Source organism: Mycobacterium sp. 4D054, from assembly GCF_052245755.1.
Lineage (GTDB): Bacteria > Actinomycetota > Actinomycetes > Mycobacteriales > Mycobacteriaceae > Mycobacterium.
Map to the genome: position 1 here is coordinate 90,176 of NZ_JBQQCF010000011.1, position 21,628 is coordinate 111,803.

The following is a 21,628-nucleotide window of genomic DNA, read 5'->3' on the forward strand; positions in this document are numbered from 1 at the left end:
CGTCACGTTAACCGCTGCGCCAGCCCGCCACGCCGACAGTGATCATTCGCAGCTGCTTGATCGCGATGCGGCGGATTTCGGCGACGCTGGCCGGGTCGGTGGCGTCTTCGAGGGATTCGGCGATGGCGATCATGCTGTTGACGAACACGTTGGCGAGGATGTTGAGGTCCTCGCTGCTCCAGGTGTTCAGGTTGGGGAAGCGCGCCAGGTCGATCGCCAATTCCGAAGTGATCAGCCGTATTTCGGTGCGAATTGCATACCGCAGCACCGTGACGCCGGTTGAACGCTCGCGGCCGATGAAGCGCCAGTGCTCGCGGCGCTGCTGCACGCTGTCGATGAGGATGTCCACCGAGGACTCGATCACCCGGTTCGGGTCGAGTCTGCCGGCCCGCGCGCCGCGCAGCATCTCGCGCAGCGCCCGGAACGACTCGTCGATCAGCACGAGGCCGAGCGCTTCCATCGACTCGAAGTGCCGGTAGAACGCTGCCGGAACGATGCCGGCCTCCCGGGTGACCTCGCGCAGGCTCAGGCCACTGAAGCTGCGTTCGGCGAGCAGGCGCAGCGCCGCCGCGACGATCGCCCGCCGGGTGGCCTCCTTGCGTTCCTCGCGTGACAGCGTCTCCTTCTCGCGAGACCGGGACCGACCCGATCGTGAGCTGGGCGTACGACTGTTCACTGTGTGAAACCTACCACACGCTGCAGCGATCTCTTGACCTGCCCGGCCCTGGGCGCGCACGGTGTACATATGTTCACTGAAACGCTCACGAAGGTGCGCAGGTCCGCGCTGCTGGACCTGCTGACCGGTCCGCACGGCGTCGACCGTTACACCGAGCTGGTCGACCCGACATGGACACGGGGCCACGCCCGTGCCCGCGTGGTCGCCGTGCGGCGCAGCACGCCGCGCAGTGTGACGCTGACCCTGGCGCCCAACCGAGCATTTACGGGGTTCCGGGCCGGTCAGCACATCAATGTCTCCGTCGACATCGATGGCCGCCGCCGCACCCGGCCCTACTCGCCGGCCAACGCCGAGACCGATCGGCATATCGAGCTGACCGTCGGCCGCCACGACGGCGGACTGGTGTCGTCCTATCTGTTCGAGCACGCCCGGCCGGGCATGGTTGTCGGTCTGGACTCCGTCGCCGGCGAGTTCACACTGCCCGACACCCCGGGACGCCTGCTGCTGGTCTCCGGCGGCAGCGGCATCACCCCGGTGATGTCGATGCTGCGAACGCTGCGCGCCCGCCGGCACGCCGGCGAGGTGACGTTCGTGCACTACGCGCGTTCGGCACCGGAGGCGTGCTACCGCGACGAGCTCGCCGAGATCGCCGCGGTGATGCCGAATGTGCGCGTCCTGCACGGGTACACCCGCGACACGACCGGATCCGATCTGCCGCCGCGGTTCACCGACCGCGTGTTCGACGCCGACGCGGTGTTCGTCTGCGGACCGCCCGCGCTCGTCGACGCGGTCCGGGGCGTCTACCCCGATTCCGTCGCGGAGAGCTTCGTGCCACCGGTGTTCACCGGCGAATCCAGCGGTGGCCGAGTGCAATTCACCGGCAGCGGACTCGACGTCGTCGATGACGGCCGTCCGCTGCTCGACCAGGCCGAGGATGCGGGCCTGACCCCGGAGAGTGGATGCCGGATGGGCATCTGCTTCTCGTGCACTCGTCGCAAGACCAGCGGTGCGGTGCGCAACGTCATCACCGGAGCACTGTCGTCGACGGAGGAGGAGGACATCCAGATCTGCGTGTCGGCGCCGGCCGGCGATGTCGACGTCGACCTATAACCGCCGAAATCGCATTCCACGCGCGTCAAGTGGACGAATCGCCGCGCTGGACGCGATCTCGGCGCCCGCCCGAGAACTGACCAAACTGAGAGGGAGATCATGACCGAAGTCCTGGAAACCCCGACCACCAACCCGGCCGCCCCGACGCAACAGACCATCACCAAGACCGTCGCCGGCAAGACCGTCACCCTGACCCCCGAGCAGGCCGAGGCATTCGGCAGGGAACTCGACGCGCTCAAGGAAAGCGTGATCGCCGACCTCGGCGAGCGCGACGCCACCTACATCCGGCGAATGATCAAGGCGCAGCGCGGACTTGAGATCGGCGGCCGCGCTCTGCTGTTCGGCGGCATCTTTCCGCCGTTCTGGCTGGCGGGAACCGCGATGCTGGGGCTGAGCAAGATCATCGACAACATGGAGATCGGCCACAACGTCATGCACGGCCAGTACGACTGGATGGGCGACCCGGCGATCTCCAGCCGTGGCTTCGAGTGGGACACCGCCTGCCCGGCCGACCAGTGGCGGCACTCGCACAACTACATGCACCACACCTACACCAACATCGTCGGGCTCGACCGCGACATCGGCTACGGCATCCTGCGCATGAGCTCCGACCAGAAGTGGCGTCCGTACTACCTGGGCAACCCGGTGTACGCGTTCCTGCTGATGGTGCTGTTCCAGTACGGCGTGGCGTTGCACGAGCTGGAGAGCGAGAAGATCGCCGCCGGTGAGATCACCCTGACCGACAAGCGCGAGATTCTGCGCGAGATCTGGGCCAAGACGAAGCGGCAGACACTCAAGGACTACGTCGCGTTCCCGCTGCTGGCCGGCCCGTTCGCGCCGTGGGTGTTCACCGGCAACCTGACCGCCAATCTGATGCGCAACGTGTGGGCGTACATGATCATCTTCTGCGGGCACTTCCCCGAGGATGTCCAGGAGTTCTCCATCGAGGAGACTAAAGCCGAGACGCGTGGACAGTGGTATTTCCGGCAGGTGCTCGGCTCGGCCAATCTGACCGGTGGGAAGCTGTTTCACATCCTGTCCGGCAACTTGAGCTTTCAGATCGAACATCACCTGTTTCCGGACATTCCGGCGTTCCGGCACGCCGAGATCGCGCCGAAGGTGCGGGAGATCTGTGAGCGCTACGGCGTGCCCTACAACACCGGGCCTTTGCCACGGCAGTTCGCGACGGTGGTGCGCAAGATCGTGAAGTTCGCCCTGCCGTTCTGACCCCCCTGAGACCGTATTCCACGCGGCCCTACGCGAGGGGCCGCGTGGATACGCGCGTTTCGCGCCGGGGACGTAGGTCTTGTGGCGTGGAGGGTTGCATGGTGGGGTGTGGGCTGGGTCGGACCCTCTGTGCGGAAGGAAGCAATTCATGCGTGCTGCGTTGGCGGCGATGTCGGTGGTGGCTGCAGGTGCGTTGGGCGGCGTCGGGGTGGCGTCGGCCGAGCCGTCGGTGCCCGATGCCGGCCAGCTCACCGCCGAGCTGCGGCAGGTGCTCAACACCGGAGCGCCGGCGAGCGAACGGGCCGCCAAGCTGGCCGGCGGGCAGTCGGCCGTGCCGACCGCCGACAGTATCGCCAATCGCCTGAACACCTATGGCGGCATGGTCAACTGGCAGGTGCAGAACCCCGTGCTCAACGGTGACCAGCTCGACGCGCAGCTCGCGGTGACCATTCCCATCTTCGGCACCAAGACCCACAACATCTACTGGGTGAATCAGGACGGCGCGTGGAAGCTGTCCAACTCGTCGGCGTGCGTGATCGCCACCGATGTCGCGGGAGTCGACTGCACGGTTTAGCACCGCCTGCCGAACTCGCATTCCCTGCGGTCGTTACGCCGAAGCGGGCACACTGTGCGCAATCTCGGTGAGACGGCGTGCGTAGGCGTACGCGTACGACGGGATCTGCACCGCGCCTCGCCAGCCGCGCGAGCGCATGGCTGCGTTCAGCCGGTTGATCACCAGGACGGGATCGTCTTCTTTGACGACTGAGGTGACATGCCAGTTGAGGCGGCGAAGCTCAGGCAGGACGCGCCGGTCCTTGAGGTACTGCAGGCGGTCGGACTGATGTTGGTCGCCGTCGTATTCAAGCCCGACTTTGAAGCTCTCCCAACCCAGGTCGAGGGTGCGGACGTGTACGCCGTCTTCGTCGACGACCGGGATTTGGGTGGCGGGCGTGGGGAAGCCGGCGTCGATGAGCAGCTTTCGCCACCACGATTCTCGCGGTGACTCGGCGCCACCGTCGACGTAGGGGAGCAGTGCCTTGAGCCGGGCAACTCCGCGTGCGCCCTTGTATCGATCCGCGAGCACCATGATGTCGTCAATCTCGAAGGGGCGGAAACGCATGAGCGCGTCCAACCGTGCCAGAGCTTCGTAGTCGGGTCGGAATCGCCCCAGGTCGAACGCGGTGCGCTCAGGCGTTGCCACCGGCAGACCGTCGAGGTCCCGGTACTCGTCCGGTGCGATGCGTTCGTTGCGGGCGACCAGCCCCGCCGGGGAACGTGAACACTTGAAAATCAATTCGATGTCGACGGCGTCATCGACCCACAGTGAACCGTGTAACGCGGCCGCGGCCAGCCCGGTGACGATGCCCTCGCGCTTGCAATATAGCCACGCGCCGATGGTCCGGTCCCGCAGTGTGAGTTCGCGGTCCACAGGTGCGTGCACGTTGGGGAAGATCGGGCGGTACCAGCGTCTGAGTTCGTGACTGGTGACGGTGCCGGTCGCGACGGCCTCGGTTCCGATGATGACATGTCTCATGGTCGAATGATTGACCCAGCCCCTGACACGGTTCGCCGAGATTGCACGCCGCGCTGAAGTTATGCACAGGTGGGCGCGTGGAATGCGATTTCGGCGCGGACTGGTTCGCCGAGATTGCGTGTGGCGCTGGAATTATGCACAGGTGGGCGCGTGGAATGCGATTTCGGCGAGGCACGGACCGGCGGGCGGTCAGCGCTGACAGGTGGGGCACCAATAGGTGACCCGGTCGCCGCCCTTGTCCGTCTCGATCGGCGTGTTGCAGCGACGGCAGGGCAGACCAGCCCGGCCGTACACCCACACATCCTGACCCGGCCTGGTATTACCCGTTGTGGTGCGGTTGAGTCGGATTCTGTTGAGCCACAACATCTGTTGGGCCCGGTTGACGACGCGCAACGGGTCAGTCAATTCGCCGACCGCGGTGCTCGGACGCAACCCGAACACGAAAGAGATCTCGTTGGCGTACACATTGCCGACGCCGGCCAGCACCCGCTGATCGAGCAGCGCCTCGGCCAGTGGACGGTCCGGGTCGGCCATCAGGTTGGCCGCCGCAACCGGTGCCGACCAGTCAGGGCCCAGCAGATCCGGGCCGAGGTGGGCGACGGCGTCCATGTCGGTGGCACGATCCAGCACTTCCAGGACACCCAGATCAACACCCGACGCCCGAGACTGTGCGGTCTCCAGCACGATCCGGATCTTGTACTCCGGCACCCGGACCCGGCCGATCACCCACGCCCCTTCCATCTTCAGATGCGAATGGATGCTGGCCTGCCCGACCCGGATGAACAGGTGCTTGCCGCGGCTGAGCACTTCATCGACCACCTGACCGCTGAGATCCACCGCCGCATACCGGGGCACGCGGACATCGCAGCGGGTCAGCTCACGTCCCTCCAGCGCCTCGCGGAGCTTCCATGCGGCCCGATAGACGGTGTCACCCTCGGGCATCAGCGCAACCGCAGCCCGCGGGGGGTGCGCGAGAACCCGGCCGTCGTCAGCGCTTCGGCCACCACCGAGTCCCGCGACTCCAGTACCGGCACACCGTCGATGCGCTCCACCAGCAGCCCCGGAACCCGTTGCCGCGTCACCAGTTCCGCCAGCGCCGCACCGGCGGCGTTGTTGATCCCGGCATCGGCGGTGAAGCTCAGCAGCGACCGGCCGCCCCGCTCGACGAACCAGGCCAACTCTCCGTCGACCAGCACCACCAACGCGCCGGCCTTGCGTCCGGGACGGTGCGCCTTGTCGCCGTCAGTGTCGCGTAACGGCCACGGCAGCGCGGCGCCGTACGGGTTGGCCGGATCGGTCGCCGCGATCGCGATCGCGCGCAGGTGCTGCTGCTGGTCGTCGATGCTGTCGGCGTGGCTGCGCAACCGGTCGACGGTGCTGGCCGTCGCGAACTGCGCGCCGCCGAGGGACTCCACGAAATAGCCGCGCTGACACCGGCCGGCCTCTTCCATCGTGGTCAGCACCTTGTACATCGACGCGAACCCGCCGGGTACATTCCCCCGGAAGTTCTCACCGGCCACGGCACCCCTGGTCAGCACGCCGTGCCGAGCCAGCAGTTGTTCGGCCTGATAGTGCGCGCGCATGGTGGTGTCGACCTCGGCGACCGGCAGCGCCGACCAGCGACCCGCCACCGGCGGGTCGGTGTCGCGGTGCGCGCTGAGGTTCGACGTGCTCAAGCTGTAGCGGTTCAGCCGGGGAGCCCGGCGATGCCGGTGCGACGGCGTCGCCGCCCGGCGCTGACCGGTGCCCCGAGTGCCCGCCAGCAGCGCCCGCACCGGAGCGAACGTGTCACCGCCGACATATCCCGCCCAGATCAATTGCCACAACGCCTCTTTCAACGACGCCGCGGTGACGCCGTCGACCGATAGCTGCCGGAAGAAGTACGCTCCGCCGCCGGCCAGTGCGCCCAGCACCGCATGGTGCACATCGGTGAGGTCGAGTTCCCCGGGCGGCGCCAGCGACAACGGAGCGGTCTCGGCCAGGTGGAACGCGACCCAGCCGTCGGCCGTGGACAGCGAACCGGCACCCGACCACAGCACCTCGCCGGAGGCCAGCAGTTCGTCGAGCATGCCGGGCTGGTAGTCGCGCACCCGCTGCCCGAAGATCAACGGCTCGACCGCCGACGCCGGCATCGGCACTCCCGCCAGCTGGTCGATCACCGCGGCCAGGCCGTCGACACCGGTGACCGTATCGCCGCCGAGCATCTGCCACGAGGGCAGGAAGCGCCCGAACGCCGCGGTGCTGACCGGCTCGATTTGGGCCCGCAGCGCTGCCAGCGACCGCCGGCGCAGGATGCGCAGCACCTCCGTGTCGCACCACTGCTCCCCGGAATCGGCGGCCACGTCGGTGAATTCGCCGCGCACCAGCTTGCCGTCGACGGCCAGCCGGCCCAACACGTCGGCGGCCACGCGCAGCCCCAACCCGAAACGGGCGGCCGCCTCGGCGGTGGTGAACGGGCCCCGTGTGCGCGCATACCGCGACAGCAACTCGCCCAGCGGATCGACCACCTGCTCCAGGAACGCCATCGGCACACCCACCGGCACCGCCACACCGACACCGTCGCGCAGCCGGCCGATGTCCTCGATGGCGGCCCACCAGGACTGCCCGGCGAAGGACACCTGCAGCACCCGTTTGGCGCTCAGCAGACCTTCCAGCCAGCCGCCGATCTCGGAATGCTCACAGCGCGCGGCGATCTCGTCGGTGGTCAGCGGTCCGAGTAGCCGCAGCAGGTCGGCGACCCCCTCGGCGTCGCGGGCCAGCCGTTCCGGTGTCAGGTGCTGCAGCTGCCGCGCCGTGGTGGCGACCACGTCGGCGTCGAGCAGCTCGCGCAGCTCGACGCGGCCGAGCAGTTCGGCCAGCAGCGTCGGATCCAGAGACAGTGCGGCGGCGCGGCGTTCGGCCAGCGGGCTGTCACCTTCGTACATGAACGCGCCGACATAGCCGAACAGCAGCGACGCCGCGAACGGTGACGGGGTCGCAGTCTCGACCTCGAGTAGCCGCACCCGCCGCTGCGCGATGCGCGACATCAGGTCGACCAGCATCGGGACGTCGTAGACGTCCTGCAGGCATTCCCGGACCGCTTCGAGCACGATCGGGAAATCCGGATAACCGCGCGCGACGTCGAGCAGCTGGGCGGCCCGCTGACGTTGGTGCCACAGCGGCGAGCGCTTGCCCGGGTGCCGGCGCGGCAGCAGCAGAGCGCGGGCGGCGCACTCCCGGAACCGGGACGCGAACAGCGCCGACGAGCTGACCTCGGCGGTCACCAGGGGCTCGATCTCGTCGGGCTCGAACACGAAGATGTCTGCGCCGGGGGCGGTGTCGTCGGTGTCGGGCAGCCGCACGATGATGCCGTCGTCGGACGCGGTCGGCTTCTCATCGATGCCGTACCGCTCGTAGAGCCGTTTGCCGACCGCCAACGCCAGCGGCCCGTGCACCCGCAGCCCGTACGGGGAATGCAGGATGATGCGCCAGTCGCCGAGCTCGTCGCGGAACCGTTCCACCACCAGCGTGGTGTCCGACGGCACAGCCGAGGTGGCCTCCCGCTGTTCGGAGATCAGCTGCCACAGGTTGTCGGTGGCGAATGCGTCGAAACCCACTTCCTGGCAGCGGGATTCGAATGCCGCCCGGTCCAGCCGGGCCAGCTCTCCGTTGAACGCGCCGATGGCCGCCCCGAGCTCCGCGGGCCGGCCCACACCGTCGCCTCGCCAGAACGGCAGCCGGGCGGGCTCGCCGGGGGCGGGGATGACGAGCACCCGGTCATGGGTGATCTCGGTGATCCGCCAGCTGGTCGCACCCAAGGAGATGACGTCGCCGGGCCGGGACTCGTAGACCATCTCCTCGTCGAGTTCTCCAACGCGCGAAGGCTTTTCGGAGTCCGCATTGGTGGCCAGGTACACGGTGAACATGCCGCGGTCCGGGATGGCTCCGCCGGAGGTGACGGCCAGCCGCTGGGCGCCGGGCCGGGACGTCAGGGTGCCGCTGTCGCGGTCGTAGACGATGCGCGGCCGCAGTTCGGCGAACTCCGTCGACGGGTACTTGCCCGACAGCAGATCCAGCGTCGCCTCGTACGCGCTGCGGGGCAGTGTCGCGAAGGGGGCGCTACGGCGCACGGTGTCGAACCAGGCCTCGGCGTTGACCGGCTCCAGCGCGCACGCCGCCACGGTGTGCTGGGCGAGCACGTCCAGCGGGTTGGCGGGCACCCGCATCGTCTCGATCTGGCCTGCCAGCATCCGCTGCACACTGACCGCGCAGCCGATCAGGTCGGTGCGGTGCTTGGGGAACAGCACGCCCTGGCTGATCTCGCCGACCTGGTGGCCGGCGCGGCCGATGCGTTGCAGCCCGCTGGCCACCGAGGGCGGCGTCTCCACCTGGATCACCAGGTCGACCGAGCCCATGTCGATGCCGAGCTCCAGGCTGGACGTGGCCACGACCGCCTTGAGCCGGCCGCTCTTGAGTGCTTCCTCGACGTCCGCGCGGGCCTCCTTGCTGACCGAACCGTGATGCGCGCGGGCCAGCACCGGCTCCGCGCCGTAGGTCTGCCCGCTGCCCATCAGGTGGGCTGGGGAGCCGCCGGCCACCCCGGGGTTGTGCGCGCCGAGCTCGATACCTGCCCGCTCGGCGTGGATCTCGTTGAGCCGGGCGGTCAACCGCTCGGCCAGCCGCCGCGAGTTGGCGAACACGATCGAGGAATTGTGAGCCTCGATCAGGTCGACGATGCGCTGCTCCACCTCGGGCCAGATCGAGTTGCCCTCAAGGTTGGCCATGTCGGGCACCGGAACCTGCACGGTCAGATCGAAAGTCTTGGCCGCGGGCGGTGCGACGATGGTGGTCGGGGCCGCACCGGACAGGAACCGGGCCACCTCCTCGGGTGGACGCACGGTGGCCGACAGCCCGATCCGCTGGGCCGGCCGGGGCAGCATCGCGTCGAGGCGCTCCAGGGACAATGCCAGGTGGGCGCCCCGCTTAGTGCCCGCCACCGCGTGCACCTCGTCGACGATGACCGTTTGAACGTCGGCCAATGTCTCGCGGGCCGCCGAGGTCAGCATCAGGAACAACGATTCCGGCGTGGTGATCAGGATGTCGGGCGGCTTGCTGATCAGCTCGCGGCGCTTACTGGGCGTGGTGTCGCCGGAACGGACCCCCACGCTGATGGCCGGTGGTTGCTCACCGGTACGTTCGGCGATCCGCGAGATGCCGGTCAGCGGGGTGCGCAGGTTGCGTTCGACGTCCACGGCCAGCGCCTTCAGCGGAGAGACGTACAACACCCGGGTGCCGCGGGTGGCCTCGGGATCACGGGCCAGCCCGTCGATCGCCCACAAGAACGCCGCGAGCGTCTTGCCCGATCCGGTCGGCGCGATGACCAGTGTGTTGTCGCCGTCGGCGATCGCATTCCAGGCCTGCGCCTGCGCCGGTGTGGGCTCGACGAAGGTGCCCGCGAACCATTCGCGCGTCAACGCGGAGAAGCGTGACAGCGGATCGGTGGTGACAGACATGACGTCCATGGTGCCCTCGGGCACCGACATCCGATCCGTGCACCAGTCCATATAGCGAAAACGAGCACGTCACCGCGGGTCGGGTTTAGGATTTTGACGTGCTGGCGGGGGACTGGCGGCCCCGGATTCCGGCCGCGACCATCGGCCGGCCGAGGATCGCTGACCGCGTCATCCGACGCCCGGGGGTACTCCGGCGGCTGACGGCGGCGGACGGCGGTGACGTCGTCGTGGTGTCCGCCCCCGCCGGCTACGGCAAGACCACCGCGGCCGCGCTGTGGGACGCCGCGGACGCGCGGCCGTTCGCCTGGGTCCGCCTCGACCATCTCGACGACGACCCGGTGCACCTGCTGCTGCACATCGCGACGGCTGTCGTGCAGCTCACCGGCGGAGACAGCGATCTGCTGCGCTATCTGCGGGGTCCCGGGCGCAGCCCACAGGCTCAGCTGGTGCCCGCGGTGGTCGAGCTGCTGGACGGCTGCGGCGCGCTGGTGGTGCTGCTCGACGACGTGCACAAGCTCTCCGACCCCGCAGCGGTGACCGCACTGCAGATGCTGCTCGACCAGGCGCCGCCGACGACCACCGCGGTGCTGGTCGGTCGGTATGTGTTGCCGCTGGGCCTGGCGCGGCGCGGGCTGCAGCGCGCCGTCGTGCGGATCGACCAAGAGGTGCTGCGGTTTGCCCCCCAGGAGTCGGTCGACGTGCTCACCTCCGTCAGCGGTGCATGTGACGATGCGACGATCTCGGCCGTCGTCGACCTCTGCGAGGGGTGGCCGGCGGGCGTGGTGCTGACCGCGATGGCGTTGCGGGACGGCACCACGCTTGAGACGCTGGCCGGACGCGACAACCTGGTGGTCGACTATGTGGTCGAAGAGGTCATCGACCGGCTCGACGCGAACACCGCGACGTTTCTGGTCGAGTCGGCGGTGCTCGGACGCTTCACCGCCGAGCAGCTCGACACCGTGCTGGGCCGCGACGACTCCGCGCGCATGCTGGCGACGCTGACGGGATCGGGCAATCCCTTCCTGATCGCGACTGACCACCAACGGATCTGGTATCGCTACCACCACCTGTTCGGCGATGTGCTCCGCGTCCGGCTGCGTCTCACCGCGCCCGCCCGTTTTCGTGAATTGGCGACGCGCGCAGCAGATCTGCTGGAACGGGACGGTGACATCGACGGTGCGCTGGTGCATGCGGTCGACGCAGGGAACCGTGAGCGGGCCGCTGCCCTGGTGAACTGCGAGGCGGTCCGACTGGGCTTCGACGGGCGGGCCGGGGTGCTGGCGCGCCGGTTGACGATGCTGGATGCGCGCACGTTCGCCGAACACCCCGACGCCGCGGTCGCGCGCGCCTGGCTGGGGGTGACGACGGCCGACGCCGAGTTGATCCAGCGGTCACTGATGCTGGCGGTGCGCGCCGACCGTGGGTACCCGCTGTCCGACGGCACACCCTCGGTGAAAGTGGCGGTGGCGCTGATCAGTTCGCTTCTGGGCGCGAACGGGGTCAACGAAGTGGTGCGGCAGGCCGACGTCGTCCGCGCGGCCGGGGACAATCTGGTGAACCCGTGGTGGGGCGCGGCCACCGTCATGAAGGGCGCCGCGGAGGCCATGCGCGGCAACGCCACCCGCGCTCGCGGTCTGCTGGAGGCCGCACTGCCGGTGATCGACGAACTGCCGGGATTCCATGCCGCGGCGCTGGCGCACCTGGCGCTGCTCGACCTCGCTGCCGGCGACGACGAAGCCGCGGTGCAGCGCAGCGAAGCGGCCCGGACGCTGGCCGACAAGTACGACCTGTGCGACGTTGTGCCGATGATCGTCGTGTACGCCACCAGCGCGGTGATGGCCGCACGAGTCGGTGAGGACGTCGGACAGGCGGTGACCGTGACCGAGACCCTGCTGGCCCGGCTGGGCAGTCTGTCCGCGCGCACAGCACTTCTCGGCCACGGACTGCTGGCGTGGACGGCGGCGGTCATCCAGGATCCGGATCTGCTCGCCCGGCATCTGGCCGCCGCTGAGCGCACCTGTCACCGTGAGCCCGACGCGACCGCGCTGATCCAGCGCATCGACCGCGTCAAGGCGATGGCGGCCGGCGGTGCCCGCCCGTTGACCGCTGCCGAACTGCGGTTGCTGCCGCATCTGGCCAGCCACCTGTCGCTGCAGCGGATCGCCGAGGAGTTGGTGATCGGCCGTGAGACGGCCAAGAGTCAGGCGACATCCATTTACCGCAAGCTGGGGGTGTCGTCACGTGCCGACGCGGTGAGTGAGGCGAAAAGGGTTGGCCTGATCACGGATTGATCACCCCTCGGTCATCGTCGCCAGGTTCCGCCACAGGTTCTGCAGACTCTGTGTCCCGCCGAACAGCGTGGTGAAGTGCGTCGAGTCGATCAGCACGATGTCACCGGCGCGGTCCCCGTCCGGGGGCATCCAGACCACGGCGTTGAACGCGGAGTTGCCGGCGGCGGTGAACGGGTGGGGACGGTCCAGGTCGATGGGCTGACGGGCCAGGACCCGCAGACTCGCGCCTTCCGGGGCGGTCAGCTCGTAGTGCGGCAGGTGCTGGTGGAAACTCAGCGTCGGCACATCGGCCAGCAGTCCCCGGTCGTCGAACTCGTGATAGGCGTTGAGCGCGACCGGATCACGTGTTCCGCTGCGCACGGCGGGGCGCAATCCCCAGATGTTGTGCACCGGGACTCCCAGCGCCCGCATCAACGAGCGGGTGTACCTGCTGAACCGCTGCTGGCGGGGGACCAGGCGGTCCCCGTGGTGACGGTACTCGACCTGCCGCTGGCCGAGATCGTCGGTGAAGCCGACATCGTGATGCGGGGCCAGCAACAGGCAGGTGCCCTCACGGTGCAGCCACTCACGCAACGCTTCGACTTCGTCGCGTCCGGCTTCGAGTTCGGAGTTCAGGTGGTCGAGCCCGAACACCATCAGGGTGTCGGTGTCGGCCAGGATCCGCTCGTCGATGGGCTGGGAGTAGCCGGCCTGGTCGATGCGCTGGAAGACGGCGACCGGGTGTCCGGTCAGCTCTCCGACAAGATCCTGGAACATCAGCGTAGACCGGTGGAAGAGCTGAAGCGTTCCGGCGATGCCCTGCAGGAAGTGGGCCGCGTCGAACTCCGGGGTTTCGTAGGCGGGGTAGGCGACGTTGCGAACCTCGGTCATGGTCGAGAAGCGGTTGCTCATCGCCGCCGGATCCCGTTGCGATTCCCAGGGATAACTCCACGTCCAGTAGATGCTCATCCGGCGACGGCCGTCGCGGGGCCGCGGCAGGTGGTCCTGGTTGTAGGTTCTAGCTGGTCGTGTGGCCATCGAGACACTCCTAACTACCGAGTGTGGTGAGGTAGCGCAGGGCGTTGAGCCCGGGCAGAAAGAAATAGGCGCCGCCCCGCAGCGTGGTGAACGCCGGAATGCCCTTGTGGACCCTGCGGATCGGACGTTTGGGAACGGTGAAGTCGAGCGTGCCGTTCTGGGTGCCGCAGATGGGATCGTGCTCGTTGCCGAGTTCGTGGAACGTCTTGTCGTTGATCCACACGTTCTGGGCGAACTCGAATTGTCGCACCAGGCTGGCGCAGATGATGAACGCGGCGATCCCGCGGTCGACGCCGTCGTCGGGCGCCCCGTCCGGTAGCGCCGGCCCGTAGGTCGCGCCCCGCCGGATCATCCTGCGGCGGTTCATGTAGTGCGCGATGTCCCGCGGGTTCAGTCGCCGGGCGTGCGAACCGAGCGGGCACGCATAGCCGAACGGATCCATCTCCTTGTAGTTGAAGTCGTTGTTGCGCATCGGGTCTGCGCCCAGCTCGGGATCGTCGGCGTCGGGCGCGAGCACCAGGGGAGCCCCGCTGCGCCAGCGTCCCATGAACTTCGCGGCCAGCAACTCTTGCTCCTCCGAAGTCGCGGCGTTGTCGGCGAGGTACGCGCGAAACGCCCCGACGTGCTCCTGCAGTCGGCGGTAGGCCAGGTAGCTCCCGTTGCGGGACAGAACATCCGGTTGCGGTAGATCGGCGACGGGGCCGTCCTCGTCGGGATAGCCGAGGATGAACTCGCCTGGCTCGAGCGCCGCACCCGAACCCGGGGTCGGTTCCTCGCCCGAGCCCTTGATGACGGGCTGGGACAGTCGGTCGCGGAATCCGAAATGGTCGTGGGCGTAGTTGAACGGCGGGTGGGCGTTCAGGTCCAGGTAGGACAGGGTGCGCACACCATCGCAGCGGGCCACCAGCGCATCGTGTTCGCCGACACAGCGGGCGTGTTCCTCGTCGTCGCGGGCGAACAGGATCGCGATAGCGTGGAGGGCGTCTCCGGCCAGTCCACCCACCCAGTGCTCCGGGGCGTTCGCGCCGGTATCGCCGAGGATGTCGGCCCGCGCCGCCATGCCCTCACGGAACTCGTCGGGAAATGTGGCCAGGCTCGAATCGGAGACCCCCAGCGCGCGCAGCCCGGCCCAGGTGAAGGCGACCGTGACCCAGCGTCGCGAAGCGTCCATGGTGGCGGTGACGTCCGCGGCCGACTGAACGACGTCGAGAAGCTCGGTGAGCCAGGCTCTTCCACCGGCCGGATGGTCGAACGTCAGGAACTCGTAGCGCCCGGTCATGGCGGGTGTGCGGGTCAGCAGGATGTGCTGGATGTCGTCGAGCTGAAGGGTCACTGCGATCGGATCTTCGCGCGAGCTCTCATCACTGCATCTGGTCGAGCATGTCGGAGAAGGCCGCCTTCAGCCGCAACGCCTTCTTGATCTCGTCCGCGGTCACGTACGGGTACTCCCCATATTCGAGGAAACTGGGGTACTGATGCTCGCGGACGAACGTGATGAAGGCTTCGGGGTTGCTCTGCCAATCCTCGGGAAAACCTTCGAGATTGGTGAAAACCGTGGTGATCCCGGTCGCGCTGAACAGGCGGACGGCGTCCTCGGTGTACTTGTCGAAGTCGGTGTCGAAGATGCCCTGGTACTGGAAGTGCAGGCCGGAGCCGACGTCGAACAGCACCCAGCGCAGGTAGTGCAGCCGTAACGGTGCCAGCACGTCGGGACTGCCGGCGATCGCGTCCTCGATCTGCTTGCCATACGCCCGCACGGCTTCTTCGCGGCCCTCCTTGACCTTCGCGATGATCGAGAATCCGTAGCACGCGGGGGTGCGCGGATAGACCGGACCATACCGGCCGCGCTCCAGCTCGAAGTAGCCCTCGGGCGGGATCGCCATGGCCGCAGGCCGCGACCACACCTTGTCACCATCCATCGCGCTCATCCTCCGATCGCCCCCTCGGGCGGAGCGTAGGGTGCTGTCCGCGGTGCTGTCGTCCCCCGATCCGGGGGAAGCGCCGACCTGGCTGTGAGAAGCCCGGATATTTGCTTACGGTAATTCCACAGAGCGGCAAACTGTTTCACCCGTTGTGGGGGATGCCGGGGGTGAGGACTGATGCCTACGCTGACGCAGCGATCCGTGAGCCAACAGAGGCTGTGCGCGAACCAACGCAGGGAGTGTGCAAGATGCGGTTGGTTTACCTGTTCGTCGCACCGGTGGTGTGTTGCACCGGTATCGCCATCGCGCCGCCCGCGGTTGCCGATTGCACCAGTGCCGGCGGCACGACCATCTGTTCGCAGGGCGAGGTGCGCGGCTCCAACACCGGGGCCGGCCCGGGCGAAGGCCCGTACGTGCCCTACCCGTGCGATCTGGATTACTACGACTGTAACGAGTGGTGGAACGTCGATTTCGATGCCGATGCCGATATCGACGTCAATCCTCGTCCGCCCGACATCGGACGACCCGGTCGTCCGGATATCGGCAACCCGGGACGGCCGGGCGGCGGCGGGGGCCGCCCCGGCGGCGGCGGCGGACGCGGCGGACGATGAGAACCGAGGAGAAGCGCATGGCATCTCATTTCCTGGCACCCGTGCTGGCCGCGATCGGCTGCGCCGCCGTGCTCGGTACCGCCGCGTCCGCCGCCGCACAGCCGCCGCCACCGGCTCCGCCGACCTGCTCTTCGGCAGACCTGGCGGGGACGATGACCGGGGTGATGGCGGCGACGTCGGCGTACCTGTACACCCATCCGCCCGTCAACGACTTCTTCACCAGCCTCAAGGGGCAGCCGCCGGAAGCGCGTCGCGCGGCGCTGCAGACCTACATGGACGCCAACCCGCAGGTACGGGCGGAGCTGCAGGCAATCCGGCAGCCCATGGTGGACTTTCGCAAACGCTGCGGCGGCTGAGCAGCCTACGATCGCTGGGTGCGAAAGATCTCTGTGCGGCGGATGACCGCCGCGGCGCTCGGCGCGGCCGGCGTCGTCCTGTCGTCGGCCACCGCTCACGCCCAGCCGGCGGCGCCCAACTGCACGGCGGCCGACCTCGCCGGTGTCATGACCGGCGTCAGCGCCGCCACGTCGGCCTACCTGTTCACCCACCCGCCGGTCAACGACTTCTTCACCACGCTCAAGGACAAGCCGCGCGAGGAGAAGAAGGCCGCGGTGACCGCGTACATGGATGCCAATCCGCAGGTGGCCGCCGACCTGCGGAACATCCGGCAGCCGCTGGTGGATTTCCGCAACCGCTGTCAGGGCTGACCTCAGCGCTGGTGCGGCGCGACGGACTCGACGAGCACGGCCGGGATGCCCGGCACCCGGCCCACCGCGTCCATCAGGCCGTGGGCACAGAGATCGGCGATCAGGTCTGCATCCAGTGAGGCGTCCAGCAGGCGCTGCCGGCACATCTCGAACGTGAACGCCAGCCAGCCGTAGACGGTCGCGCGCAGATCGCGCTCCACCTTCGCGTCGACCGGGCCGGCGGCTTCGGTGACGCGGTCCATGATCCGGTCGGCCTGACGATCGTTGTCGACGTTTTCGATGCCGCGCAGCACCGGATCGGACCGCCCTGTTCCCGTGTATGCCGCCCAGGCCCGGTGCGGGTGCTCCTCGTCGTAGCGCAGATAGGCGAGCACGCCGGTGCGGACCTGAGCGAACAGCGACTGACCGGGCAGGGGAGGGGTGTTGGTGGCCTGGAACATCCGTTCGCCCTCCGCGCGGACGACCGCGGCGAAGAACGCACGCTTGTCCGGGAAGTAGTGGTACATCAGCGCGCGCGAGACGCCGGCGCGTTCGGCGATCTCGTCGATGCGGACCTCGTCGTACGGCCGTCGGCCGAACACCTCGGCTCCGAGGGCCAGCAACTCGTTGCGACGATCCTCGGGTGAGAGCCTGCGGCGACCTTCAGTCATGGCCCGATACTACTTGACACATGTAAAATAGCGGCGGAGGCTGGGGCCCATGGCCCTCGTTGGTGACCGGGTGTCGTTTCCGAAGCTGCCACACCCGCCGCGGCGCGTCCCGGTTCTCGGCGACGTGCTCGGCTTCAGCGAGGACATTCTCACCCAGCCGTCCTCGCAGATTACCGGTCCGGTGTTCGAGTTCCGTTTTCTGGGCGCACGATACGTCGTGGCGGCGGGCGCGGAGGCGGTGGTCGAGCTCAGCGACGAGAGCCGGTTCTGCAAGCACGTCGGTCCCGACATCGAGGCGCTGCGGATCATGGGCGGCGACGGCCTGTTCACCGCCTACAACCACGAACCGAACTGGCAGAAGGCGCACGACGTGCTGATGCCGGCATTCAGCAGGCAGGCGATGCACCGGTATCACGCCGTGATGTTCGATGTCGCCGGCGAATTGCTGGCGCGGTGGGACGCGCGGGCCGGCACCGGCGAGCCGATCGACGTCCCCGCCGATACGACGCGGGTGACGCTGGAGACGATCGGGCGCTGCGCTGCCGGTTATCCCTTCGGCTGCTTCGACTCCGAGGACGCGCATCCGTTCGTCGAGCACATGGTCGCCGGGCTGCAGGGATCGGACCGGCTCGGGGTGTTGCGTGCGACATTCCTGCCGCGGGTCTTCGCGCGCAGGGTCGAGCGCGTGGTTCGCCACCACGCCGCGCAGATGCACACGCTCGCCGACGAGATCATCGCCGAACGCGTGCGCGGCGGGCTCGGGCGCCACGACGACCTGCTCGAACTGATGCTGGTGTCAGATCTGGACGCGGCCAACATCCGGTACCAGTTGATCAACTTCCTGGTCGCCGGCCACGAAACCACCTCAGGAGCACTGTCTTTCGCGCTGTACTTCCTGTCGCGGCACCCCGAAGCCGCCGAACGGGCGCGCGCCGAGATCGCCGAGGTGTGGGGTGACGATGAACGCCCGGCTTTCGAGCTGATCGCCAAACTACGCCACGTGAGGCGCATTTTCGATGAGGCGTTGCGGCTGCAGCCGACGGTGCCAGGCTATTACCGGGCCGCCCGCGAGGACACCGTGCTGGCCGGGGTGCATCCGATGCGCAAGGGCGACTGGGTGCTTGCGTTGACGATGGGGCTGCACCGGGACCCGCGGTGGGGTGACGACCCCGAGGCCTTCGATCCCGACCGCTTCGCGCCGGACAAAGTCAGGGCGCGGCCCGCGGGGTTGTACAAGCCGTTCGGTACCGGGCTGCGGTCGTGCATCGGCCGGCAGTTCGCGCTGCACGAGGCGGTGCTGCTGCTGGCAGTGCTGTTGCGCCGCTACGAGCTAATCCCCGATCCGGGTTACCGGCTGCAGGTCGCACAGCGGTTGACGTTGATGCCCAAGGATTTCCACCTGACGCTGCGACGGCGCTGATCGCCGTGGGCATCATGATGCAGGGCGGCCCGGCCACCGTCTATGGCGCACGGGCGGATTTCCACGGTCCCGGAGTTCGCCGGATAGGCCGTGGCCACCCTGAGGTTCAGAGCGCGCGCAGGGTCCGCTGGTAGCGGCGCATTCCGCTGATCCAGCGGTCATAGTCACCGCCCTTGTGTCGGTACATCTCCAGCAGCTCGGCGTGCGGCAACACCAGGAACCGGCCTTCGCGCACGGCCTCGACCGTCACCGACGCGACATCGGCGGCGCTGATCACGCCGGCCGAGTGCTCGATCGACGACGCGCCCAGCCGCGCATCCGGATCCTCGGTGCTGCGCACGGCCTGCAGCAGCGGCGTCTCCACCCCGAGCGGGCACACGCAGCTGACCCCGATGCCGTCGTCGCCGTAGGTGATCGCCAGCCATTCGGCGAACCCCACCGCCGCGTGCTTGCTGACCGCGTAACCCGCCGCACCCAGCTGGGTGAGCAGCCCGGCGGCCGACGCCACCGACACGAAGTGCCCCGATCCCCGGGACTGCCAGTGCGGTACCACGAGCCGGGCCGCGCGGATGTGCGCGCGCAGATTGACGTCCAGGATCGCGTCCCAGTCGGATTCGGTTCCCAGACCGGCTTTTCCGATGATGCCGGCATTGGCGACGTAGATGTCGACGGGTGTGAACTCTCGGGCGGCGAGCGTGATCAGACCTTCGATGTCGACGACCTCGGCGGCGTCGGCGCGCAGTGCGACGGCGGCGCCGCCGGCATCCCGGATCGCTGCCGCGGTCGCGTGCGCGCCCGCCTCGTCCAGATCGCCGACCACGACGCTGACGCCGTTTCGGGCGAGCTCGTCCGCGATCGCGGCCCCGATTCCCGACGCGCCGCCGGTGACGATCGCTGTCCTGCCGTGAAGGTCCATGGCTCAAGTCTGCCGCGAGCGTGCGTGAAGTCGGTCCCTAGGGCGGTGTGTCGGCCGCAGGCACGCACGTTCGCGCGTATCGGGGCTAGCCGAAGTGCACGCCTTGGGCCAGTGGCAGCTCCGCCGAGTAGTTGACGGTGTTGGTCGCGCGCCGCATGTAGGCCTTCCACGCGTCCGAGCCGGACTCGCGACCGCCACCGGTCTCCTTCTCACCGCCGAACGCGCCGCCGATCTCCGCGCCCGACGTGCCGATGTTGACGTTGGCGATCCCGCAATCCGATCCGTCGGCGGCCAGGAAGCGCTCGGCCTCCCGCATGTCCAGCGTAAAGATCGACGACGAAAGACCCTGCGGCACCGCATTGTTCAGCGCGATGGCCTCGTCGAGGCTTTCGTAGGTCAGCACGTAGAGGATCGGGGCGAACGTCTCCCGGTGCACCACGGCCGTCTGCGCGGGCATCCGCACCACCGCCGGTGTCACGTAGAACGCGCCCTCGTCCCCGGCGTCGACGCGCTCGCCGCCGATCACTTCGCCACCCTCGGCCTCGGCCTGCTGCAGCGCCAGGACCATGTCCCGGTAGGAGGCCGTGTGGATCAGCGGCCCCACCAGCGTGCCGTCGGCCAGCGGGTCGCCGACCGGAAGCTGCCGGTAGGCCGCCACAATCCGCGACACCAGCTCGTCGGCGATCGACGAGTGCACGATCAGCCGCCGCAGCGTGGTGCACCGCTGACCGGCGGTGCCCGCGGCCGAGAACACGATGCCGCGCACCGCCAGATCCAGATCGGCCGAGGGGGTCACGATCGCGGCGTTGTTGCCGCCCAGCTCGAGCAGCGCGCGGCCGAACCGCTGCGCCACCCGCGGACCGACCTCGCGGCCCATCCGCACCGAGCCGGTCGCCGACACCAGCGCCACCCGCGGGTCGTCGACCAAGGTCTCGCCGATCTCACGCTCGCCCAGCAGCAGACGTCCCACCGCGGCGGGCGCCCCGACGTCCGCGCAGGCCCGCTCCAGCAGGGCCTGGCACGCCACCGCGGTCAGCGGCGTGAGCTCGGACGGCTTCCACACCACGGTGTCGCCGCACACCAGGGCCACCGCGGTGTTCCACGCCCACACCGCGACGGGGAAGTTGAACGCGGTGATGACCCCGACCACGCCGAGCGGATGCCAGTTCTCCATCAGCCGGTGTCCCGGGCGCTCGGACGCGATGGTGCGGCCGTAGAGCTGCCGCGACAGCCCGACGGCGAACTCGCAGATGTCGATCATCTCTTGCACTTCGCCGAGCGCCTCGGAGGTGATCTTGCCGGCCTCGATGGTCACCAGCGTGGCCAGATCGGTCTTGTGTTCGACGAGCAGCTGACCGAGCCGGGCCACCAGCGCCCCCCGCACCGGCGCCGGGGTCGTCCGCCACGTCGAAAATGCGTCGGCAGCAGCGGATATCGCGGCATCGGCATCGGATGCCGACGCGGCCGGCACCGTGAACAGCACGTCACCGGAGATCGGAGTGCCGGCGGGCATTCCTCCCGCGCCGGCCGGGCGCAGGTCGACGGTCGCGCCGACCGCGGTCAGTGCGTCTTGGACGCGGGCGCGCAGCGCGTCGGCGGTGGGCAGCGGGGAGGTCAGAACGGTGGTCATGAGGATGCGACTTTCTCGTAGAGGTCGTAGGGGTGGTGCACGTGGTGCCCTCGAAAGAGGTTGCGCGCGAGCTCATCCGGATCAATCGGACGGAACGCTGTGGACACCACGGGCACCGGGGAGGCAGCTTCGCGTAAATCGTCGAAGCCGACGGGATGCATGCCGAACGCCGGGAACCGGTCGGCCACCTGTGCCAGCTCGGCCGCCGAACCGACGCGGATCGCGCCGTGTCGCTCGGCGGTGACCCGCTCCAGCGAGCCCAGCCGCTGGGCGTCGGGATTCTCGGTGACGTAGGCGGCGTTCACCGCAGCGCTGACCTCGACCAGCGTGTGGCCGGCGGGCGCCTCGGCGCCGTGCAGCTGCGAGAGTCCTGCCGCGAATTGCGCGCGCAACTGCCAGGTTTCGACGCTACTCATGGGCGCTCC

General features: G+C 68.6%; 18 protein-coding genes and 1 pseudogene. 8 read left to right on the top strand and 11 right to left on the bottom strand.

Annotated elements, in window-relative coordinates; all coding sequences use genetic code 11:
* Nucleotides 1-7 precede the first annotated feature (7 nt).
* A complete protein-coding gene (locus ACTWP6_RS10845) occupies nt 8-676 on the bottom strand; it encodes a TetR family transcriptional regulator (RefSeq protein WP_443187635.1) in 669 nt (222 codons plus the stop codon).
* Between the two features lie 69 nt (nt 677-745).
* On the opposite strand from ACTWP6_RS10845, the gene ACTWP6_RS10850 reads away from it, so the two are divergent.
* The 3 genes from ACTWP6_RS10850 to ACTWP6_RS10860 all read left to right on the top strand — a co-directional run bounded on the left by ACTWP6_RS10850 (nt 746) and on the right by ACTWP6_RS10860 (nt 3,587).
* Nucleotides 746-1,786 carry a ferredoxin reductase gene (locus tag ACTWP6_RS10850; protein ID WP_260757608.1) on the top strand — a complete coding sequence of 347 codons (1,041 nt, stop codon included), beginning with the start codon at nt 746-748 and terminating at the stop codon, nt 1,784-1,786.
* Between the two features lie 99 nt (nt 1,787-1,885).
* Entirely contained in the window at nt 1,886-3,013 is a 1,128-nt protein-coding gene (locus ACTWP6_RS10855) for a fatty acid desaturase family protein (protein WP_443187636.1), read from the top strand.
* Between the two features lie 148 nt (nt 3,014-3,161).
* Nucleotides 3,162-3,587: a hypothetical protein gene (locus ACTWP6_RS10860; protein WP_443187637.1), complete on the top strand. Its 426-nt coding sequence runs from the start codon at nt 3,162-3,164 to the stop codon at nt 3,585-3,587.
* A 33-nt stretch (nt 3,588-3,620) separates the two neighbouring features.
* On the opposite strand, the gene ACTWP6_RS10865 is transcribed toward ACTWP6_RS10860, so the two are convergent.
* The 3 genes from ACTWP6_RS10865 to ACTWP6_RS10875 form a co-directional block, all read right to left on the bottom strand.
* A complete protein-coding gene (locus ACTWP6_RS10865; protein ID WP_443187638.1) occupies nt 3,621-4,547 on the bottom strand; it encodes a hypothetical protein in 927 nt (308 codons plus the stop codon).
* Nucleotides 4,548-4,736: 189 nt separating this feature from the next.
* On the bottom strand, nt 4,737-5,489 hold the full coding sequence (gene nei2, locus ACTWP6_RS10870; RefSeq protein ID WP_443187639.1) for an endonuclease VIII Nei2: 753 nt from the start codon (nt 5,487-5,489) through the stop codon (nt 4,737-4,739).
* The gene (locus ACTWP6_RS10875) at nt 5,489-10,039 is read right to left on the bottom strand and encodes an ATP-dependent helicase (RefSeq protein WP_443187640.1); all 4,551 of its coding nucleotides are present in this window, start codon (nt 10,037-10,039) and stop codon (nt 5,489-5,491) included. Before ACTWP6_RS10875 ends, nei2 begins: the two co-directional genes overlap by 1 nt.
* A 98-nt stretch (nt 10,040-10,137) precedes the next feature.
* Between ACTWP6_RS10875 and ACTWP6_RS10880 the strand changes: the two genes are divergently transcribed.
* Complete coding sequence (locus tag ACTWP6_RS10880; protein ID WP_443187641.1) at nt 10,138-12,330, top strand: AAA family ATPase; 2,193 nt, start codon at nt 10,138-10,140, stop codon at nt 12,328-12,330.
* On the opposite strand, the gene ACTWP6_RS10885 is transcribed toward ACTWP6_RS10880, so the two are convergent.
* Genes ACTWP6_RS10885 through ACTWP6_RS10895 form a run of 3 tightly spaced genes read right to left on the bottom strand, consistent with a single transcriptional unit; the run spans nt 12,331 to nt 15,275 of the window.
* Nucleotides 12,331-13,347: a hypothetical protein gene (locus ACTWP6_RS10885; protein WP_443187642.1), complete on the bottom strand. Its 1,017-nt coding sequence runs from the start codon at nt 13,345-13,347 to the stop codon at nt 12,331-12,333. It abuts the gene before it with no gap.
* Between the two features lie 10 nt (nt 13,348-13,357).
* On the bottom strand, nt 13,358-14,680 hold the full coding sequence (locus ACTWP6_RS10890) for a Dyp-type peroxidase (protein WP_443187643.1): 1,323 nt from the start codon (nt 14,678-14,680) through the stop codon (nt 13,358-13,360).
* A 28-nt stretch (nt 14,681-14,708) separates the two neighbouring features.
* On the bottom strand, nt 14,709-15,275 hold the full coding sequence (locus ACTWP6_RS10895) for a hypothetical protein (RefSeq protein ID WP_443187644.1): 567 nt from the start codon (nt 15,273-15,275) through the stop codon (nt 14,709-14,711).
* A gap of 242 nt (nt 15,276-15,517) precedes the next feature.
* Here ACTWP6_RS10895 and ACTWP6_RS10900 point away from each other — a divergent pair, with 242 nt between their 5' ends.
* From ACTWP6_RS10900 to ACTWP6_RS10910, 3 genes are read left to right on the top strand one after another with little or no spacing between them, the layout of a single operon-like run.
* Nucleotides 15,518-15,880: a hypothetical protein gene (locus ACTWP6_RS10900; RefSeq protein ID WP_443187645.1), complete on the top strand. Its 363-nt coding sequence runs from the start codon at nt 15,518-15,520 to the stop codon at nt 15,878-15,880.
* 17 nt (nt 15,881-15,897) lie between these two features.
* On the top strand, nt 15,898-16,236 hold the full coding sequence (locus tag ACTWP6_RS10905; protein WP_260757625.1) for a heme-binding protein: 339 nt from the start codon (nt 15,898-15,900) through the stop codon (nt 16,234-16,236).
* Between the two features lie 42 nt (nt 16,237-16,278).
* Nucleotides 16,279-16,587 carry a heme-binding protein gene (locus ACTWP6_RS10910; protein ID WP_260757980.1) on the top strand — a complete coding sequence of 103 codons (309 nt, stop codon included), beginning with the start codon at nt 16,279-16,281 and terminating at the stop codon, nt 16,585-16,587.
* Between the two features lie 2 nt (nt 16,588-16,589).
* Here ACTWP6_RS10910 and ACTWP6_RS10915 read toward each other — a convergent pair whose 3' ends face one another.
* Nucleotides 16,590-17,237 carry a TetR/AcrR family transcriptional regulator gene (locus ACTWP6_RS10915; protein ID WP_443187646.1) on the bottom strand — a complete coding sequence of 216 codons (648 nt, stop codon included), beginning with the start codon at nt 17,235-17,237 and terminating at the stop codon, nt 16,590-16,592.
* Between the two features lie 49 nt (nt 17,238-17,286).
* Between ACTWP6_RS10915 and ACTWP6_RS10920 the strand changes: the two genes are divergently transcribed.
* The gene (locus ACTWP6_RS10920) at nt 17,287-18,657 is read left to right on the top strand and encodes a cytochrome P450 (RefSeq protein WP_443187647.1); all 1,371 of its coding nucleotides are present in this window, start codon (nt 17,287-17,289) and stop codon (nt 18,655-18,657) included.
* A gap of 106 nt (nt 18,658-18,763) precedes the next feature.
* Here the strand turns inward: ACTWP6_RS10920 and ACTWP6_RS10925 are convergent, their stop codons facing one another.
* The 3 genes and pseudogenes from ACTWP6_RS10925 to ACTWP6_RS10935 all read right to left on the bottom strand — a co-directional run.
* Complete coding sequence (locus tag ACTWP6_RS10925) at nt 18,764-19,573, bottom strand: SDR family NAD(P)-dependent oxidoreductase (RefSeq protein ID WP_443187648.1); 810 nt, start codon at nt 19,571-19,573, stop codon at nt 18,764-18,766.
* 85 nt (nt 19,574-19,658) lie between these two features.
* A complete protein-coding gene (amaB, locus tag ACTWP6_RS10930; RefSeq protein WP_443187649.1) occupies nt 19,659-21,203 on the bottom strand; it encodes an L-piperidine-6-carboxylate dehydrogenase in 1,545 nt (514 codons plus the stop codon).
* 50 nt (nt 21,204-21,253) lie between these two features.
* Nucleotides 21,254-21,619 (bottom strand): annotated as a pseudogene (locus tag ACTWP6_RS10935) (2-oxoadipate dioxygenase/decarboxylase family protein); the annotation flags it as partial.
* Nucleotides 21,620-21,628 lie beyond the last annotated feature (9 nt).

Coding starts and splice junctions, on each gene's coding strand:
- ACTWP6_RS10895 (WP_443187644.1), bottom strand. CDS start 15,275: ATGAGCGCGATGGATGGTGACAAGGTGTGGTCGCGGCCTGCGGCCATG.
- ACTWP6_RS10885 (WP_443187642.1), bottom strand. CDS start 13,347: ATGGCCACACGACCAGCTAGAACCTACAACCAGGACCACCTGCCGCGG.
- ACTWP6_RS10855 (WP_443187636.1), top strand. CDS start 1,886: ATGACCGAAGTCCTGGAAACCCCGACCACCAACCCGGCCGCCCCGACG.
- ACTWP6_RS10875 (WP_443187640.1), bottom strand. CDS start 10,039: ATGTCTGTCACCACCGATCCGCTGTCACGCTTCTCCGCGTTGACGCGC.
- nei2 (WP_443187639.1), bottom strand. CDS start 5,489: ATGCCCGAGGGTGACACCGTCTATCGGGCCGCATGGAAGCTCCGCGAG.
- ACTWP6_RS10915 (WP_443187646.1), bottom strand. CDS start 17,237: ATGACTGAAGGTCGCCGCAGGCTCTCACCCGAGGATCGTCGCAACGAG.
- ACTWP6_RS10925 (WP_443187648.1), bottom strand. CDS start 19,573: ATGGACCTTCACGGCAGGACAGCGATCGTCACCGGCGGCGCGTCGGGA.
- ACTWP6_RS10920 (WP_443187647.1), top strand. CDS start 17,287: ATGGCCCTCGTTGGTGACCGGGTGTCGTTTCCGAAGCTGCCACACCCG.
- ACTWP6_RS10860 (WP_443187637.1), top strand. CDS start 3,162: ATGCGTGCTGCGTTGGCGGCGATGTCGGTGGTGGCTGCAGGTGCGTTG.
- ACTWP6_RS10900 (WP_443187645.1), top strand. CDS start 15,518: ATGCGGTTGGTTTACCTGTTCGTCGCACCGGTGGTGTGTTGCACCGGT.
- ACTWP6_RS10905 (WP_260757625.1), top strand. CDS start 15,898: ATGGCATCTCATTTCCTGGCACCCGTGCTGGCCGCGATCGGCTGCGCC.
- ACTWP6_RS10910 (WP_260757980.1), top strand. CDS start 16,279: ATGACCGCCGCGGCGCTCGGCGCGGCCGGCGTCGTCCTGTCGTCGGCC.
- ACTWP6_RS10865 (WP_443187638.1), bottom strand. CDS start 4,547: ATGAGACATGTCATCATCGGAACCGAGGCCGTCGCGACCGGCACCGTC.
- ACTWP6_RS10850 (WP_260757608.1), top strand. CDS start 746: ATGTTCACTGAAACGCTCACGAAGGTGCGCAGGTCCGCGCTGCTGGAC.
- amaB (WP_443187649.1), bottom strand. CDS start 21,203: ATGACCACCGTTCTGACCTCCCCGCTGCCCACCGCCGACGCGCTGCGC.